The organism is Blastococcus sp. URHD0036 (assembly GCF_000701365.1).
Taxonomy (GTDB): domain Bacteria; phylum Actinomycetota; class Actinomycetes; order Mycobacteriales; family Geodermatophilaceae; genus Trujillonella.
In genome coordinates, this window is the sequence record NZ_JNIK01000003.1 from 113,850 (window position 1) to 128,110 (window position 14,261).

Annotated in this window: 17 protein-coding genes; 10 read left to right on the forward strand and 7 right to left on the reverse strand. The window is 74.5% G+C overall.

The genetic code is table 11. The annotated features are described in order from the left end of the window. Nucleotides 1-9 precede the first annotated feature (9 nt). Nucleotides 10-858, forward strand: coding sequence for a glycosyltransferase family 2 protein (locus N555_RS0103095; RefSeq protein ID WP_029430037.1), 849 nt, complete (start codon nt 10-12; stop codon nt 856-858). Continuing rightward, nucleotides 855-1,754 (forward strand): glycosyltransferase family 2 protein, encoded by a 900-nt coding sequence (locus N555_RS0103100; RefSeq protein WP_029430038.1) that lies wholly within the window; start codon nt 855-857, stop codon nt 1,752-1,754. Before N555_RS0103095 ends, N555_RS0103100 begins: the two co-directional genes overlap by 4 nt. Before the next feature lie 61 nt (nt 1,755-1,815). On the opposite strand, the gene N555_RS0103105 is transcribed toward N555_RS0103100, so the two are convergent. Genes N555_RS0103105 through N555_RS0103120 form a run of 4 tightly spaced genes read right to left on the reverse strand, consistent with a single transcriptional unit; the run spans nt 1,816 to nt 4,431 of the window. Then, nucleotides 1,816-2,145: a TraR/DksA family transcriptional regulator gene (locus N555_RS0103105; protein WP_029430039.1), complete on the reverse strand. Its 330-nt coding sequence runs from the start codon at nt 2,143-2,145 to the stop codon at nt 1,816-1,818. Beyond that, entirely contained in the window at nt 2,135-2,758 is a 624-nt protein-coding gene (locus N555_RS0103110; RefSeq protein ID WP_029430040.1) for a class I SAM-dependent methyltransferase, read from the reverse strand. Before N555_RS0103110 ends, N555_RS0103105 begins: the two co-directional genes overlap by 11 nt. Beyond that, nucleotides 2,755-4,056 carry a YibE/F family protein gene (locus N555_RS0103115; protein ID WP_029430041.1) on the reverse strand — a complete coding sequence of 434 codons (1,302 nt, stop codon included), beginning with the start codon at nt 4,054-4,056 and terminating at the stop codon, nt 2,755-2,757. Before N555_RS0103115 ends, N555_RS0103110 begins: the two co-directional genes overlap by 4 nt. A gap of 9 nt (nt 4,057-4,065) precedes the next feature. After that, on the reverse strand, nt 4,066-4,431 hold the full coding sequence (locus N555_RS0103120; RefSeq protein WP_051683664.1) for an anti-sigma factor antagonist: 366 nt from the start codon (nt 4,429-4,431) through the stop codon (nt 4,066-4,068). Between the two features lie 192 nt (nt 4,432-4,623). Between N555_RS0103120 and N555_RS0103125 the strand changes: the two genes are divergently transcribed. The 7 genes from N555_RS0103125 (at nt 4,624) to N555_RS0103155 (ending at nt 10,205) form a co-directional block, all read left to right on the forward strand. Then, on the forward strand, nt 4,624-5,124 hold the full coding sequence (locus N555_RS0103125; protein ID WP_029430043.1) for an Hsp20/alpha crystallin family protein: 501 nt from the start codon (nt 4,624-4,626) through the stop codon (nt 5,122-5,124). A 71-nt stretch (nt 5,125-5,195) separates the two neighbouring features. Next, nucleotides 5,196-5,555, forward strand: coding sequence for a helix-turn-helix domain-containing protein (locus N555_RS0103130; protein ID WP_231502577.1), 360 nt, complete (start codon nt 5,196-5,198; stop codon nt 5,553-5,555). Nucleotides 5,556-5,587: 32 nt separating this feature from the next. Next, nucleotides 5,588-5,893 (forward strand): metal-sensitive transcriptional regulator, encoded by a 306-nt coding sequence (locus N555_RS0103135; protein ID WP_029430045.1) that lies wholly within the window; start codon nt 5,588-5,590, stop codon nt 5,891-5,893. Nucleotides 5,894-5,941: 48 nt separating this feature from the next. Continuing rightward, nucleotides 5,942-6,157 (forward strand): heavy-metal-associated domain-containing protein, encoded by a 216-nt coding sequence (locus tag N555_RS0103140; protein ID WP_029430046.1) that lies wholly within the window; start codon nt 5,942-5,944, stop codon nt 6,155-6,157. A 7-nt stretch (nt 6,158-6,164) separates the two neighbouring features. After that, on the forward strand, nt 6,165-7,034 hold the full coding sequence (locus N555_RS0103145; RefSeq protein WP_029430047.1) for a hypothetical protein: 870 nt from the start codon (nt 6,165-6,167) through the stop codon (nt 7,032-7,034). 34 nt (nt 7,035-7,068) lie between these two features. Beyond that, nucleotides 7,069-9,315: a heavy metal translocating P-type ATPase gene (locus tag N555_RS0103150; RefSeq protein WP_051683700.1), complete on the forward strand. Its 2,247-nt coding sequence runs from the start codon at nt 7,069-7,071 to the stop codon at nt 9,313-9,315. Next, nucleotides 9,312-10,205 carry an oxidoreductase gene (locus N555_RS0103155; RefSeq protein WP_029430049.1) on the forward strand — a complete coding sequence of 298 codons (894 nt, stop codon included), beginning with the start codon at nt 9,312-9,314 and terminating at the stop codon, nt 10,203-10,205. Before N555_RS0103150 ends, N555_RS0103155 begins: the two co-directional genes overlap by 4 nt. 70 nt (nt 10,206-10,275) lie before the next feature. Here N555_RS0103155 and N555_RS0103160 read toward each other — a convergent pair whose 3' ends face one another. The 3 genes from N555_RS0103160 to N555_RS0103170 all read right to left on the reverse strand — a co-directional run bounded on the left by N555_RS0103160 (nt 10,276) and on the right by N555_RS0103170 (nt 12,570). Beyond that, nucleotides 10,276-11,199 (reverse strand): TIGR03619 family F420-dependent LLM class oxidoreductase, encoded by a 924-nt coding sequence (locus N555_RS0103160; protein ID WP_029430050.1) that lies wholly within the window; start codon nt 11,197-11,199, stop codon nt 10,276-10,278. A 77-nt stretch (nt 11,200-11,276) separates the two neighbouring features. Further along, on the reverse strand, nt 11,277-12,209 hold the full coding sequence (locus N555_RS0103165) for a M56 family metallopeptidase (protein WP_029430051.1): 933 nt from the start codon (nt 12,207-12,209) through the stop codon (nt 11,277-11,279). A gap of 1 nt (nt 12,210) precedes the next feature. Next, on the reverse strand, nt 12,211-12,570 hold the full coding sequence (locus N555_RS0103170) for a BlaI/MecI/CopY family transcriptional regulator (protein WP_029430052.1): 360 nt from the start codon (nt 12,568-12,570) through the stop codon (nt 12,211-12,213). 119 nt (nt 12,571-12,689) lie between these two features. On the opposite strand from N555_RS0103170, the gene N555_RS0103175 reads away from it, so the two are divergent. Next, the gene (locus tag N555_RS0103175) at nt 12,690-14,249 is read left to right on the forward strand and encodes a cytochrome ubiquinol oxidase subunit I (protein WP_231502582.1); all 1,560 of its coding nucleotides are present in this window, start codon (nt 12,690-12,692) and stop codon (nt 14,247-14,249) included. Nucleotides 14,250-14,261 lie beyond the last annotated feature (12 nt).

Genomic DNA, 14,261 nt, shown 5'->3' on the forward strand with positions numbered 1-14,261 from the left:
GGAGGGGTCATGACCGGAACCGCAGACGTCACCGTCGTCGTCATGAGCCGCGACCGCCGGGAGGACCTCCTGGCCAGCATGCCCCGCCACGAGGCCGCGGTCGTCTTCGTCGACAACGGCTCGACGGACGGGTCGGTCGAGGCCGTCCGGGCGGTGCACCCGGACGTGACCGTGCTCCCGCTCGCCGAGAACGTCGGCGCGCGGGCCCGCACCATCGGGGCGGAGCGGGCCGGCACCCCCTTCGTCGCCTTCGCCGACGACGACTCCTGGTGGGCGCCGGGCGACCTGGCCCGCGCGGCCGGGATCATGCGCGGGCACCCCCGCCTCGCCGTCCTCAACGCGCGGATCCTCGTCGGCCCCGAGGAGCGCCTCGACCCGGTCTGCGCGGAGATGGCCGGCAGCCCGCTGGGCACCGAGCCCGACCTGCCCGGCCCCTCGCTGCTGGGCTTCGTCGCCTGCGGGGCGATGGTGCGCACCGAGGCCTTCCTCGCCGTCGGCGGCTTCGACGCCGTCGTGCGCTTCCCCGGCGAGGAGGAGCGGCTGAGCCTCGACCTCGCCGCGGCCGGCTGGGGACTGGCCTACGTCGACGCGGTGACCGTGCACCACCACCCGTCGGTCCGCCGGTCGGACCCCGCCGCCCGCCGCACGGCGATCTGGCGCTCGCGGGTGCTGACCGCGGTGATGCGGCTGCCGGCGGCAGACGTCGGCCGGGTCGCCGGAGCGGCGCTGCGGGCCGGCGCGGACGGGCGACGGGGACTGGCCCGGGCGCTGCGCGACCTGCCGCGGGCGCTGCGCTGCCGGCGCAGGCTCCCCGATGCCGTGCTGGCCCAGCGACGGCTGCTGGAGGGACGGCCGTGACGGAGGACCCGAGGATCGCCGTCGTCGTCATCACCCACCAGCGGCGCGACGAGGTCCTGGCGGCACTGGAGCGGCTGCTCGCCCTCCCGGAGCGACCGCACGTCGTGGTGGTCGACAACGGGTCGACCGACGGCACGGCCGCGGCGATCCGGTCGCGGTTCCCCTCCGTCGAGCTCGTGGCGAGTCCGACCAACCTCGGCGCGATCGGCCGCAACGTCGGCGTCGCCCGGCTGGACACCCCCTACGTCGCCTTCTGCGACGACGACACGTGGTGGGAGCCCGGGTCGCTGGCGACCGCGGCGGACGTCCTCGACGCCCATCCGCGACTGGCCGTGGTGACCGCGCGCATCCTCGTGGAGCCCGGCGGCCGCGAGGACCCGATCGTGCCGGAGCTGCGGGACTCCCCCGTGCCGGGTGCGGACTGGCTGCCCGGACCGGCGCTGGGGTCGTTCCTCGCCGGTGCGTCGGTCGTCCGCCGGGAGGCGTTCGACGAGGTCGGCGGCTTCTCCGAGCGGCTGTGGCTCGGCGGCGAGGAGGAGCTGATGGCCGGCGACCTGGCCGCCGCGGGCTGGGAGTTGTGCTACCTGCCGCAGCTGACCGTGCACCACCGGGCCAGCCGGGCCCGCGACGCGCACAAGCGCCGCCGGGACGGCATCCGCAACACGCTGTGGACGACCTGGCTGCGCCGTCCGCTGGTCCCGGCGCTGCGCCGGACCGCGCACCTGCTGCACACCCTGCCGCGCGACCGGGTCACCGCGGAGGGGCTGCTGGCCGCCGCGCGCGGGATCCCGTGGGTCGTGCGCGAGCGCCGGGTGCTGCCGCCGCACGCCGAGGCGAGGTTCGCCGCCCTCGACGACGTCCAGCGCCGCTCGACGGCCCGCCGCTACGTCAGCTAGGAGCGTTTCGCGCGCGAATGCCCCCCGGCGCCAGGGGACTCTCGCGCGCGAAAGGCTCCGTTCAGCGGGCGCAGGTGATGCAGGTGCGGGCCGCCGGACGGGCGGCCAGCCGCTCGGCCCCGATGGCCGAGCCGCAGCTCTCGCAGACGCCGTAGGAGCCGTCGTCGCGGCGGGCCAGCGCCGCCTCCGCGTCGGTCAGCCTCCGGCGGGCGGCCTCCAGCAGGGCGGCGACCTGCTGGCGCTCGAAGGCGATGGTGGCGCCCTCGGGGTCGTGCTCGTCGTCGGCGTTGGAGGCCTTCGACGCGGCGACGACGGCGTCGAACTCCCCGGTCAGCGCGGCGATCGAGGCGAGCGCCGCGTCCCGCTCGGCGACGAGCGGGTCAGCGGACACGCTTCAGCAGCCGCAGCGAGCCGGTGGCCGAGAGCTCCGCGAAGTCCCCGGAGGCGACGACCCGCTGGTAGACCCCGAACGGGGCCTGGCCACCGTCGGCCGGGTCGGGGAACACGTCGTGGATGGCCAGCGTCCCGCCGACGGCGAGCTTGGCGACCCAGGCGTCCTGGTCGCGGCGCGCGGACTCCTCGGTGTGGCTGCCGTCGAGGAACAGCAGCGCCAGCGGCGCGGTCCACAGCGGCGCGAGGATCTCCGACCGCGTCACGATGGCGATCACGACGTCCTCGGCGCCGGCCTCGGCGATCTGCCGGCGGAACCGCGGCAGGGTGTCCACCAGCCCCACGTGCGGGTCGACCAGCGCCGGGTCGTGGTACTCCCAGCCCGGCTGGTGCTCCTCCGAGCCGCGGTGGTGGTCGACGGTGACGACCTGCCGGCCGGTCTCCCGGGCCGCGGCGGCGAGGTAGAGCGCCGACTTGCCCATCCAGCTGCCCACCTCGAGCAGCGGTCCGGGCACGCCCACGGTGCGGGCGGCCTCGTACAGCGCCCGCCCCTCGTCGGCCGGCATGAACCCCTCGGCCGCCTCCGCGGCCGCGAGCAGGTCCGTGGCGGTCATCGGGCGAGCCGCGACCGCAGGGCGCCCAGCGCCTTGGTGGGGCCCGTCGTGCTCATGGATCCGGTCTCCGTTCCCGAGGCCGTGGCGAAGAACGCCCCGACGGCTGTCGTCACCGGCACCGCCAGGACCAGCGCGATGCCGCCGACCAGCGTACGGACGACCTCCTCGGCCAGGACCGAGCTGGTCAGCGTGGTGCCGGCCGGCCGGGCGTAGAGCTCGAAGAGCAGCAGGAGCGGGAGCGCGGCACCGGCGTAGGCGAAGACGACGGTGTAGACGGTCGAGGCGATGTGGTCGCGGCCGACGGACATGCCGCGCCGGTACAGCTGCCGCCAGCCCATCGACGGGTCGACCTCGTGCAGCTGCCAGATCGCCGAGGCCTGGGTGATCGTGACGTCGTTGAGGATGCCCAGCCCCGCCACGACGACCGCGGCGATCACCAGCCCCGAGAAGTCCAGGGACGGGTCGAACGTCTGCAGCTGCACGGTCTCCTCGGTGGTCAGCCCGGTGAGCCGGGCCGCGGAGACCCCGATCGCCCCGAGCACCGTCACCAGGGCCAGGCCGAACAGGGTGCCGACCAGCGCCGTCGTCGTCCGGGCGGAGAAGCCGTGGGCCAGATAGAGGACGACGAACATGATCGCCGCGGAGCCGACGAGGGTGACCAGCGTCGGCGAGGACCCCGACAGCAGACCGGGGAGCACGAACTCCAGCAGCACGAGGAACGCGAAGCCGAGCCCCAGCAGGGCCGCCAGGCCCCGCAGCCGGGCCACCGCGCCCACCACGATCGCGAACGCGATGGCGAAGAGGACCAGCGGCGTGGTCCGCTCGTAGTCGGAGAACGCGTAGGTGGGTCCGCCCTCGGCGCCGGGGTCGCGGCTCAGCACCAGGACGTCGTCGACCTCGACGCCGGCGGCGTAGATCTCCGCGGGCAGTTCTAGCTGCTGGTACTCCCCCGCGCCCTCGCCCTCCAGCACCTCCACGACCACGGAGGCGCAGGTGAGCTCCTGGACCGCGCCGGAGGCGTCGGCGATCGAGCAGTCGAACGGGTCGACGGACACCACCCGGCCGTCGGGATAGGTCGTGCCGGCGGGCAGCTGCACCTCGGCGGCCTCCTGCGCGCGGCTGGGCTCCCCGGAGGGCCACAGGACGATCAGCCCGATCACGGTGGCCAGGCCGACCGGGACCAGGAGGAAGAGCATGAGCCGCACCGCCTGGCGCCGGCGGGCGAGCACCTCCGGCGTCGGCGGCGGCGCATCGGGATCGGGCCCGTGCGCGTGGTCGTGCGAGTGGCTGGGCGGCACCCGGCCAGGCTAGGTGCCCGGCTCCTCCGAGACCGTGAAGCGGTGCCAGAGCCCCGACAGCTGCAGCGGCCGGGCGACGACGGGGCGCGGGCGCACGAGGACGACCTCCACACCCCGCGACGCCGTCATCTTCTGCACCTGCACGAGCACGGCCGTGCCCGCGGAGTTCATGAACGTCACGTCGCCGAGCACCAACTCCAGCCGGCGCAGCGTGGGCATCTCGAGCAGCGCCTCGGTCACGGCGCGGACCAGCGGCCGGCGGGCGGCCTCGGTCAGCTCTCCGGCGAGGGTGAGCGTGCAGGTGTCGCCGTCCCGGTGCTCTTGGACGTCCAGGACCTCGTTCCCGGCGGCTGCTGTGCTGGGGGTCTCCTCCACGCCCACCTCCTGCCCCGGCCGGGGTCATCCGGAACCTCTCCGCACCGCCGTCCCGGCCCGTCAGGGCGACGGGAACATCTCCGGCAGAGGGACGTTTACATCGGTGCACGACCGAGGTAATCTCCAGTTGCCACTAGAGGTACTACCTCGGGCAGCGAACACACCACCGCACGACCAGGAGGTCGACCAGCCATGATGCTGACCGCCTACGACCCGTTCGCCGCCACGTCCGCCGCCTTCCGGGCGCTGGACCAGCTGACCGGCCGCGCGGGTCCGGCCACCGCCCGACCGCTGTCGGGCATGCCGATGGACGCCTACCGCGTGGGTGACAACTTCGTCGCCCACTTCGACCTGCCGGGCGTCGACCCGGGGTCGATCGACCTGTCGATCGAGGGCACCACGCTGACGATCAGCGCGGAGCGCTCGGTACCGCAGCTCGAGGGCGCGGAGTGGACGGTCGCCGAGCGGCCGTTCGGGAGCTACACCCGCCAGCTGGTGCTCGGCCGGAGCCTGGACACCGACCGGCTGGACGCCAGCTACCACGACGGCGTGCTCACGCTGAGCATCCCGGTGGCCGAGAAGGCCAAGGCCCGCAAGATCACGGTGAGCCGGGCCGACGCGCCGGCCGCCGTCGAGGCGCGCACCATCGAGGGCGAGCACGCGGAGTCCCAGCCGCAGGCCGTCGAGAGCTGATCGGCGCCGATCGACGACGGGGGCCGGACCGCGAGGTCCGGCCCTCCGTCGTCTCCGAGGAGAGGAACACCGTGGCCGCATCGACGGGGACCGGCGGCGATCCGCTGCGCCGACTGGACGACCCGGACTACCCCGCGCTCACGATGAGCCAGGCGGCCGACCTCCTCGGCGTCCAGGCCGCGTTCCTCCGCAGCCTCGACGGCTCCGGGGCGCTGCAGCCGCACCGCTCCCCCGGCGGCCACCGCCGCTACTCCCGCGCCCAGCTCGCCCAGGCCGCCCGGCTGCGCACACTGCTCGACCAGGGGCACAGCCTCGCCTCGGCCGGGGTCATCGCCGGCCTGCAGGACGAGCTCGCCTCCGCCCGCGAGGACACCGCCCGGCTCCAGGGCGCCGTCGAGCGGCTGCGCGCGGAGCAGGACCCGCAGGGCTGACAGGCATACCCAACGGGGGTATGGTCTTCGGCATGGACGACGGCACGACGCACGCCCCGCACGGGTACATCTCCCGCAAGGACGACTACCTCAAGCGGCTGCGTCGCATCGAGGGCCAGGCCCGCGGCCTGCAGCGGATGGTCGAGGACGAGAAGTACTGCATCGACATCCTCACCCAGGTCTCGGCGATGACCAGCGCGCTCCAGTCGGTGGCCCTCGGGCTGCTCGAGGAGCACATGTCGCACTGCGTCGTCGCCGCCGCGCAGGCCGGTGGCCCCGAGGCGCAGGAGAAGGTCCGCGAGGCCTCGGCCGCCATCGCCCGGCTCGTCCGCAGCTGATCCCGCACCGAGCAACCGACCCACCCACCACCCCCGGAGCCACCCCTCATGAGCACCAGCACCAGCACCTACACCGTCACCGGCATGACCTGCGGCCACTGCGTCTCCGCGGTGTCCGAGGAGGTCGGCGCGCTGCCGGGCGTCACCGAGGTGCACGTCGACCTGCCCACCGGCGCCGTCACCGTCACCAGCGAGACCCGGCTCGACGACGCGGCCGTGGCCGCCGCCGTCGAGGAGGCCGGGTACGAGCTGGCCGGGCGCTGACACCCCCGTGAACACCCCCGCCAAGGTCGCCACCTTCGCCCTCGGGCTGGCCGCCGCGTTCGGCGCCGCCCTGGGCGTCGGCGCGGCGGTGGGGCCGGTCGACGACCCCGCCCCGGCGATGGCCGGCCACGGCGGGGACGCGCACGGAGAAGAGACGACGTCCGCCGAGGCGCTCCTCCCCGCCGGGCTCGCCGTCTCCACGGACGGCTTCACCCTGGCGCTCGACTCGGCCGAGGCGCCGGCCGGTCCGGCGACGCCGGTGTCGTTCCGGGTCCTCGACGCGGACGGTTCCGCAGTCACCGACTTCGCGGTCGCCCACGAGCAGCGACTGCACCTGATCGCCGTCCGCCGCGACCTCTCGGGCTACCAGCACGTGCACCCCACCCTGGCCGCCGACGGCACCTGGACGACGTCGCTGTCGCTGACCCCCGGCAGCTGGCGGCTGATCGCCGACTCCGAGCCCGAAGGCGCGGAGGGCAGCGTCGTCCTCGGCGCCGACCTCGCCGTCCCCGGCGAGCACTCCCCCGTCCCGCTGCCCGCACCGGCCCACACCGCGGAGGTCGACGGGTACACGGTCGCCCTGAGCGGGGACCTCACCGCCGGGCAGGAGACGGAGCTGACGCTGACCGTGAGCCGCGACGGCGTCCCGGTGACCGACCTGCAGCCCTACCTCGGTGCGGCCGGCCACCTCGTCGTGCTGCGCGCCGGGGACCTCGGCTACCTGCACGTCCACCCGGTGGACGAGGGCGCCTCCGGTCCGGACGTCGCCTTCGCCACCACGGCCCCGGCCGCGGGCACCTACCGGCTGTTCCTCGACTTCCGGCACGGCGACGTCGTCCGCACCGCCGAGTTCACCGTGGAGGCGACCCGTGGCTGACTCCCCCGCCCAGGTCGAGCTGCTGATCGGCGGCATGACCTGCGCCTCCTGCGCCGCCCGGGTCGAGAAGAAGCTCAACCGGATGGACGGCGTCACCGCCACCGTCAACTACGCCACCGAGAAGGCCCGGGTGACCGTCGAGGGCGGCGTCACGCCCGAGGACTTGATCGCCACTGTCGAGAAGACCGGGTACACGGCCGCGCTGCCCAGGCCGGAACCCGAGGCGCCGGCCGAGGAGGACCCCGACACGGCCCTGCGGACCCGACTGCTGGTGTCGGTCGCACTGAGCGTGCCGGTCGTCGCGATGGCGATGGTCCCGGCGCTGCAGGTCGAGTACTGGCAGTGGCTCTCGCTGACCCTGGCCGCGCCGGTCGTCGTGTGGGGCGGCCTGCCGTTCCACCGCGCCGCGTGGACCAATCTGCGGCACGGCGCCGCGACCATGGACACGCTGGTCTCCCTCGGCACCCTGGCCGCCTTCGCCTGGTCGCTCTACGCCCTGTTCTGGGGCACCGCCGGGACGCCGGGCATGACCCACCCCTTCTCGTTCACCGTGGAGCGCGGCGAGGGCAGCGGGAACATCTACCTCGAGGCCGCCGCCGGCGTGACGGCGTTCCTGCTCGCCGGCCGCTACGCCGAGGCGCGGTCCAAGCGGCGGTCCGGCGCGGCGCTGCGGGCCCTGCTGGAGCTCGGCGCCAAGGAGGTGTCGGTCCTCCGCGACGGGGTCGAGCGTCGGGTGCCCGCCGCGCAGCTCGGCGCCGGGGACCTCTTCGTCGTCCGTCCCGGGGAGAAGATCGCGACCGACGGCGTGGTGACCGAGGGCAGCTCCGCCGTCGACGCCTCGATGCTCACCGGCGAGCCGGTGCCCGTCGAGGTCGGGGCCGGCGACGCGGTCACCGGCGGTACCGTCAACGCCGGCGGCCGGCTCGTCGTCCGGGCGACCCGGGTCGGCGCGGACACCCAGCTCGCCCAGATGGCCCGGCTGGTCGAGGACGCGCAGAACGGCAAGGCCGACGTCCAGCGTCTGGCCGACCGCATCTCCGCGGTCTTCGTCCCGATCGTGCTCACCCTCGCGGTGGCCACCCTCGGTTTCTGGATCGGCGCCGGGGCCGGCCTGCCCGCCGCCTTCACCGCCGCGGTCGCCGTCCTGATCATCGCCTGCCCGTGCGCGCTGGGGCTGGCCACGCCGACGGCGCTGATGGTCGGCACCGGCCGCGGGGCACAGCTGGGCATCCTGGTGAAGGGCCCGGAGGTCCTGGAGTCCACCCGCCGGGTCGACACCGTCGTCCTCGACAAGACCGGCACGGTGACGACGGGGCGGATGACCGTGCACGACGTCGTCGCGGCCGACGGGGAGGACGCCGCGACCGTGCTCCGGATCGCCGGGGCGCTGGAGGCCGCATCCGAGCACCCGATCGCGCAGGCCGTGGCCCGGGCCGCGGCCGACCGGGGTCCGCTGCCCTCCGTCGCGGACTTCGCCAACGTGGCGGGCCTGGGCGTCACCGGGACCGTCGACGGGCACGCCGTCGTCGTCGGCCGGCCCCGGCTGCTCGCCGACTGGTCGGTGGCCCTGCCCGACGAGCTGGGCGCGGCCCGCGCCGCCGCGGAGGCAGCCGGCCGCACCGCCGTGGCCGTCGCCTGGGACGGCGCCGCCCGCGGGCTGGTCGTCGTCGCGGACACGGTGAAGCCGACGTCGGCCGCCGCCGTCCGTCAGCTGCGCGACCTGGGGCTGCGACCGGTCCTGCTGACCGGCGACAACGAGCGCGCCGCCCGCGCCGTCGCCGCCGAGGTGGGCATCGACGAGGTGGTCGCCGAGGTGCTGCCGCAGGACAAGGTCGACGTCGTCCGGCGGCTGCAGGACGAGGGTCGGGTCGTCGCCATGGTCGGCGACGGCGTCAACGACGCCGCCGCCCTGGCCCAGGCCGACCTCGGCCTGGCGATGGGCACCGGCACCGACGTCGCGATCGAGGCGAGCGACCTGACCCTGGTCCGCGGGGACCTGCGCGCCGCCGCCGACGGGATCCGGCTGGCCCGCCGCACGCTCGCCGTCATCAAGGGCAACCTGTTCTGGGCGTTCGCCTACAACGTGGCCGCCATCCCGCTCGCGGTGGCCGGTCTGCTCAACCCGATGATCGCCGGTGCCGCGATGGCGTTCAGCTCGGTGTTCGTGGTGACCAACAGCCTCCGGCTGCGCGGCTTCGCGCCGCTGGCGGAGAACCGGGACGCCGCCCTGCCGCTGCCCGGGGGCCGCCCGGCCGACCCCGCCTACGCTCGGTCGGCATGACGAGCTCCTGGACTCCCCGCGACATCCCCTCGCAGGCCGGCCGCACCGCGGTCGTGACCGGCGCGAACAGCGGACTGGGCCTGGAGACCGCCCGGGCGCTGGCCGCCGCCGGGGCGCACGTGGTGCTGGCGGTCCGCGACGTCGCGAAGGGCGAGACGGCCGCCGCCGCGCTGCCGGGCTCGACGGAGGTCCGGCGCCTCGACCTGGCCGACCTCGCCTCGGTGCGCGAGTTCGCCGCGGGGTGGAGCGGCCCGCTCGACGTGCTGGTCAACAACGCCGGCGTGATGTGGGTGCCGGCCGGCGAGACCGTCGACGGCTTCGAGAGCCACCTGGGCACCAACCACCTCGGCCCGTTCGCGCTGACCAACCTGCTGCTGCCGCACCTCACCGATCGCGTCGTCACCGTCTCCTCGGCCACCCACCTGACCGGCCGGATCGACCTGGCCGACCTGCACTGGCGCACCCGCTCCTACTCCCCCACCGCCGCGTACGCGGCCTCGAAGCTGGCGAACCTGCTGTTCACCCTCGAGCTGCAGCGCCGGCTGACCGCCTCGGGCTCGACGCTCCGGGCGCTGGCCGCCCACCCCGGCTACTCGGCCACGAACCTGCAGAGCCACACCGGCAGCGCCGCCTGGAACGCGGTGATGTCCGTGGCCAACCGGGTGGTCGCCACGAGCGCCGCCGAGGGCGCGCTGCCCACGCTGTTCGCCGCGACGCTGGAGCTCCCCGGCGGGGGCTACGCCGGGCCGAGCAAGCTGGGCGGGACCCGGGGCCGGCCCACGCTGGTCGGCCGCAGCCCCGCCGCGAGCGACCCCGACCTGGCCGCCGGGCTGTGGACCGCGTCGGCGGAGCTCACCGGCGTCGACTTCCCCGCCGCCCTCCCCGTCTAGGAGCGTTTCGCGCGCGAAAGTCCCTGCACTTTCGCGCGCGAAATGCTCCTCAGGGGACGGCGGGACCGCCTCAGGCGATCGCGGGCATGATCTCCTCGGCGACCCACTGGGTGTGGTCGAGGTACTCCTGCACGGAGGCGACCTCCGCCGGCATCGGGACGCCACTGATCGTGACACCCAGCCCGGCCAGCCAGCCGAGCTGGTCGATCAACTCCTCCTTGGACATCCCGTCGTGGACGTAGGGGTTGTCCTCGACCGTGTGCCCGTCCCCGACGGACCGGGTGCTGACCGAGTAGAAGACCTCGTCCAGCCGGCCGTTGTAGTCCGGCTGCGACCGGATGTAGTCGAGCTTCTCCGGGATCTGCTCCGGCGGGGTGAGGAAGGGCCACCAGCCCGACGCGTGGCGCGCCGTGCGGCGCAGTACCGCATCCGCGTCGCCGCCGAACCAGATCGGCAGATGCGGCTGCTGCACCGGCCGCGGGGCGAAGGCGACGTCGCGGAAGGACACGTACCTCCCCTCGAACGCCGGCTTCTCCTCCGTCCAGAGCGCGATGATCGCCTGGACGTACTCCTCCGCCCGCGCACCCCGCTCGCCGAACGGAACGCCCAGGAGGTCGAACTCCTCCTTCAGCCACCCCACCCCGAAGGTGACCGTGACCCGGCCGCCGGACAGGAAGTCGATGCTCGACAGTGCCTTCGCGGTGACGATCGGGTGCTGCAGCGGCAGGAGCGCGATGGAGGAGTTGACCCGGATCCGCTCGGTCGCCCCCGCCAGGTACCCCATGCTCGAGTAGGCGCTGAAGTAGTGCTCGCCCGAGAGCTCGACGTGGTCGGCCGGGATGACGTGGTGCTCGGGCACGGAGATCATCTCGTAGCCCAGGGAGTCCGCCCAGCGGGCCAGGCGGGTCTGGTCGGCGCCGGTGACCCCGTACTCCCACGGCCGGGTCAGGGCCTTGAGCTGGATGAGGTTGGGCAGGCCGAAGGCGAGCTTCACGAGACATCTCCAAGATCCGGCAACGGGGCCCGGACCCTAGTGACCTCCCTCACCTCCGTGGCCCGCCTCGGCCGGTCCTAGGCCAGAGCGGGGAGGAGCAGCAGCGCGGTCGGGACGGCGAGCAGCAGCCCGGCCGCGGTCAGGACGGCGGCGCGGACGGCGTCCGGCAGCGGCGCCGGCGGCTCCAGCAGCCTGCGCACCCGCGCGGCGACGGCGCTGCCGGCGGCCGCCAGCGCTCCCGACGGCACTGCCGTTCCACCCGCGGTCCCGGCGGCCACGATCGCCCGGGCCAACGTCCTCCGCGGATCGCGCCCCGGGAGCGCGGCGAGGGCGACGTCGTCGGCCCGCATCTCCACCAGGGTCCGCACCGCCGCGTGGGCCCGCCCGGCCGCCGGCAGGACCGGCAGCGCCGCCTCCCAGGCGAGGAACGGCAGCAGGTAGAGGTGGTGGTGCTCGCGCAGGTGCGCCCGCTCGTGGGCGACGACGGCGGCGAGCTGGTCGTCGTCGAGCTCGGCGACCATGCCCGCCGACAGCACCAGCAGCGGGCGGGCGCCCGGGATGCAGAACGCCACCGGCGCGGGGGTGTCCAGCAGCCGGGCGTCGGGCACCGTGGCGGCCGGCCGGACGACGACCTCGAGCAGCTCCCGGTGCCGGCGGCGGGTCCGCGCGGTCCGCCACCACGACAGCGCCAGCACCCCGAGCAGCTCGACCACGAGGACCCCGGCGAGGGTCAGCGCCACCCAGTGGTCGCCGCGCACCTCCCCGCTCGCCGGGACCCCGGTGACCACGTGCCACGCCGCCTCCGGCAGCGAGTGGCCCCAGGGCGCCAGGCCGTGCACCAGCAGCGCGCCGACGATCGACAGCCCACCGGCCAGGCCGATCGCCTGCCAGCAGATCAGCGCGGCCAGCGGGTCGCGGGCCGGCCAGCGCGCCCGGCCGAGCAGCGCCGGCACCGGCCACGCCAGCAGTGCGGCGAGCACCGCGAGGGCGACCGCCGTGGCGGGCAGCACGTCAGGCCGGGGTGGGGTCCGTGCCGGCCAGAAGCCGGCGCAGGAGAGCGGCCTCCTCGGCGTCCACGCTGCCGACGAACCGGGCCAGCACCGCCTGCCGGTCCCCGGCCTGCCCCAGCACCTCGTGCATCAGCTCGGCCGCGTGCTGCTCGCGGGTGGCGGTGGGCCGGAAGCGGCGTGGGCGGGCCTCGTCGTGGGCGACGAAGCCCTTCTGCTCCAGCCGACCCAGGACGGTGTGCACGGTGGTGAGCGCCAGCCCGCGGTCGGCGAGGGCATCGCGCAGGTCGGTCGCGGCCAGCGGCCCGGCGGCACCCCACAGGTGCTCCATGACCGTGCGCTCGAGGTCGCCCAGCGAGGCCATCGGCTCCTCCTGTCCGCCGGATCACACCAGCAATTTCTACGGCGTGTAGAACTCGACTTCTACGCGGCGTAGAAATAGTACGTCGGATCGCAACGGACGAGGAGACCCCGGTGGACCTGATGGGGATGGACACCCTGGACGTGGCCCGCTGGCAGTTCGGGATCACGACCGTCTACCACTTCCTGATGGTCCCGCTGACCATCGGGCTCGGCGTCCTGGTCGCGGTCATGCACACGATGTGGGTGCGCACCGGCAGGCCCGAGTGGCTGCGGATGACCCGCTTCTGGGGCCGGATCTACCTCATCAACTTCGCGCTCGGCGTGGCCACCGGCCTGGTCCAGGAGTTCCAGTTCGGCCTCGCCTGGAGCGAGTACTCGCGCTTCGTCGGCGACGTGTTCGGCTCGCTGCTGGCGCTGGAGGCCCTGCTGGCCTTCTTCCTCGAGTCGACCTTCCTCGGCCTGTGGATCTTCGGCTGGGGCCGGATCCCGAAGAAGCTGCACCTGGCGGCGCTCTGGGCCGCGGTGATCGGCTCGATCGTGAGCGCGTACTTCATCATCGCGGCCAACTCGTGGATGCAGCACCCGGTCGGCGTCGAGGTCGGCGACGACGGACGCCCCGTGCAGGTCGACTTCGGCGCGGTCCTGACCAACAACACCGCGCTGGCCGCCTTCAGCCACGCGATCGTCGCCGCGCTGATGGTCGCCGGCGCCCTGCTCGTCGGCATCGGCCTGTGGCACCTGCGGAAGCGCAAGCTCGCCGAGCGGCCGACCACGGACGTCGACCACTCCGTGTGGCGGAAGTCGGTCCGGCTCGGCGGGTTCGTGTCGCTGGCCGCCTTCGTGCTCGTCGCCGTCACCGGTGACTGGCAGGGCAAGCTCATGTACCAGCAGCAGCCGCTGAAGATGAGCTCGGCCGAGGCGCTCTGCGAGACCGAGGCGCCCGCGTCGTTCTCGGTCTTCGCCTTCGGCAAGGCCGGCTCCAACGAGTGCGACGACGTCCACTCGTTCACCGTCCCCTACCTGCTCAGCTACCTCGCCCACGGCGACTTCTCCACCGCCGTGCCGGGCGTGAACGAGCTGCAGGAGGAGTACGCCGCCGTCTACGGCGAGAACTACCCCGACGACCCCTCGTTCGGCGACCGCGCCGGCCGGCCGATCGACTACACCCCGCTGCTCGCGGTCACCTACTGGAGCTTCCGGCTGATGATCGGCATGGGGGCGGTCTCGGCCGGGGTCGCGGCCTACGCCCTGTGGGCGACCCGGAAGGGCCGGGTGCCCACCTCGCGGATCGGTGTCTACGGCTCGCTGCTCGCCGTCGCCGCACCGTTCGTCGCCAACGCGACCGGCTGGATCTTCACCGAGATGGGCCGCCAGCCCTTCGTCGTCTACCCGAACCCCGACGTCCCGGTCGGCGAGCAGGTGTACTTCTTCACCGCCCAGGCCGTGAGCCCCGGAGTCAGCACCGGCGAGGTGTGGACCTCGCTGATCGGGCTGACGCTCGTCTACGGCGCACTGGCGGTCGTCGAGCTGTGGCTGATCACCCGCTTCGTCCGCCGCGGGATCACGACCGGCGACGGCGCCCCGGTGCCGGGCTCGCCGCCGGAGGGCCCGCCGGACGACGACGTCCCCGGCGGCCGCGACTCCCGCGCCGACGACGACGTCCTCTCCTTCGCGTACTGATCGGGGATCCCA

Bases quoted from the DNA above. Each gene is read 5' to 3' on its own strand.
- N555_RS0103095 (WP_029430037.1), top strand. From the start codon at position 10: ATGACCGGAACCGCAGACGTCACCGTCGTCGTCATGAGCCGCGACCGC.
- N555_RS0103110 (WP_029430040.1), bottom strand. From the start codon at position 2,758: ATGACCGCCACGGACCTGCTCGCGGCCGCGGAGGCGGCCGAGGGGTTC.
- N555_RS0103125 (WP_029430043.1), top strand. From the start codon at position 4,624: ATGATGCTGACCGCCTACGACCCGTTCGCCGCCACGTCCGCCGCCTTC.
- N555_RS0103135 (WP_029430045.1), top strand. From the start codon at position 5,588: ATGGACGACGGCACGACGCACGCCCCGCACGGGTACATCTCCCGCAAG.
- N555_RS0103140 (WP_029430046.1), top strand. From the start codon at position 5,942: ATGAGCACCAGCACCAGCACCTACACCGTCACCGGCATGACCTGCGGC.
- N555_RS0103150 (WP_051683700.1), top strand. From the start codon at position 7,069: ATGACCTGCGCCTCCTGCGCCGCCCGGGTCGAGAAGAAGCTCAACCGG.
- N555_RS0103155 (WP_029430049.1), top strand. From the start codon at position 9,312: ATGACGAGCTCCTGGACTCCCCGCGACATCCCCTCGCAGGCCGGCCGC.
- N555_RS0103170 (WP_029430052.1), bottom strand. From the start codon at position 12,570: ATGGCCTCGCTGGGCGACCTCGAGCGCACGGTCATGGAGCACCTGTGG.
- N555_RS0103175 (WP_231502582.1), top strand. From the start codon at position 12,690: ATGGGGATGGACACCCTGGACGTGGCCCGCTGGCAGTTCGGGATCACG.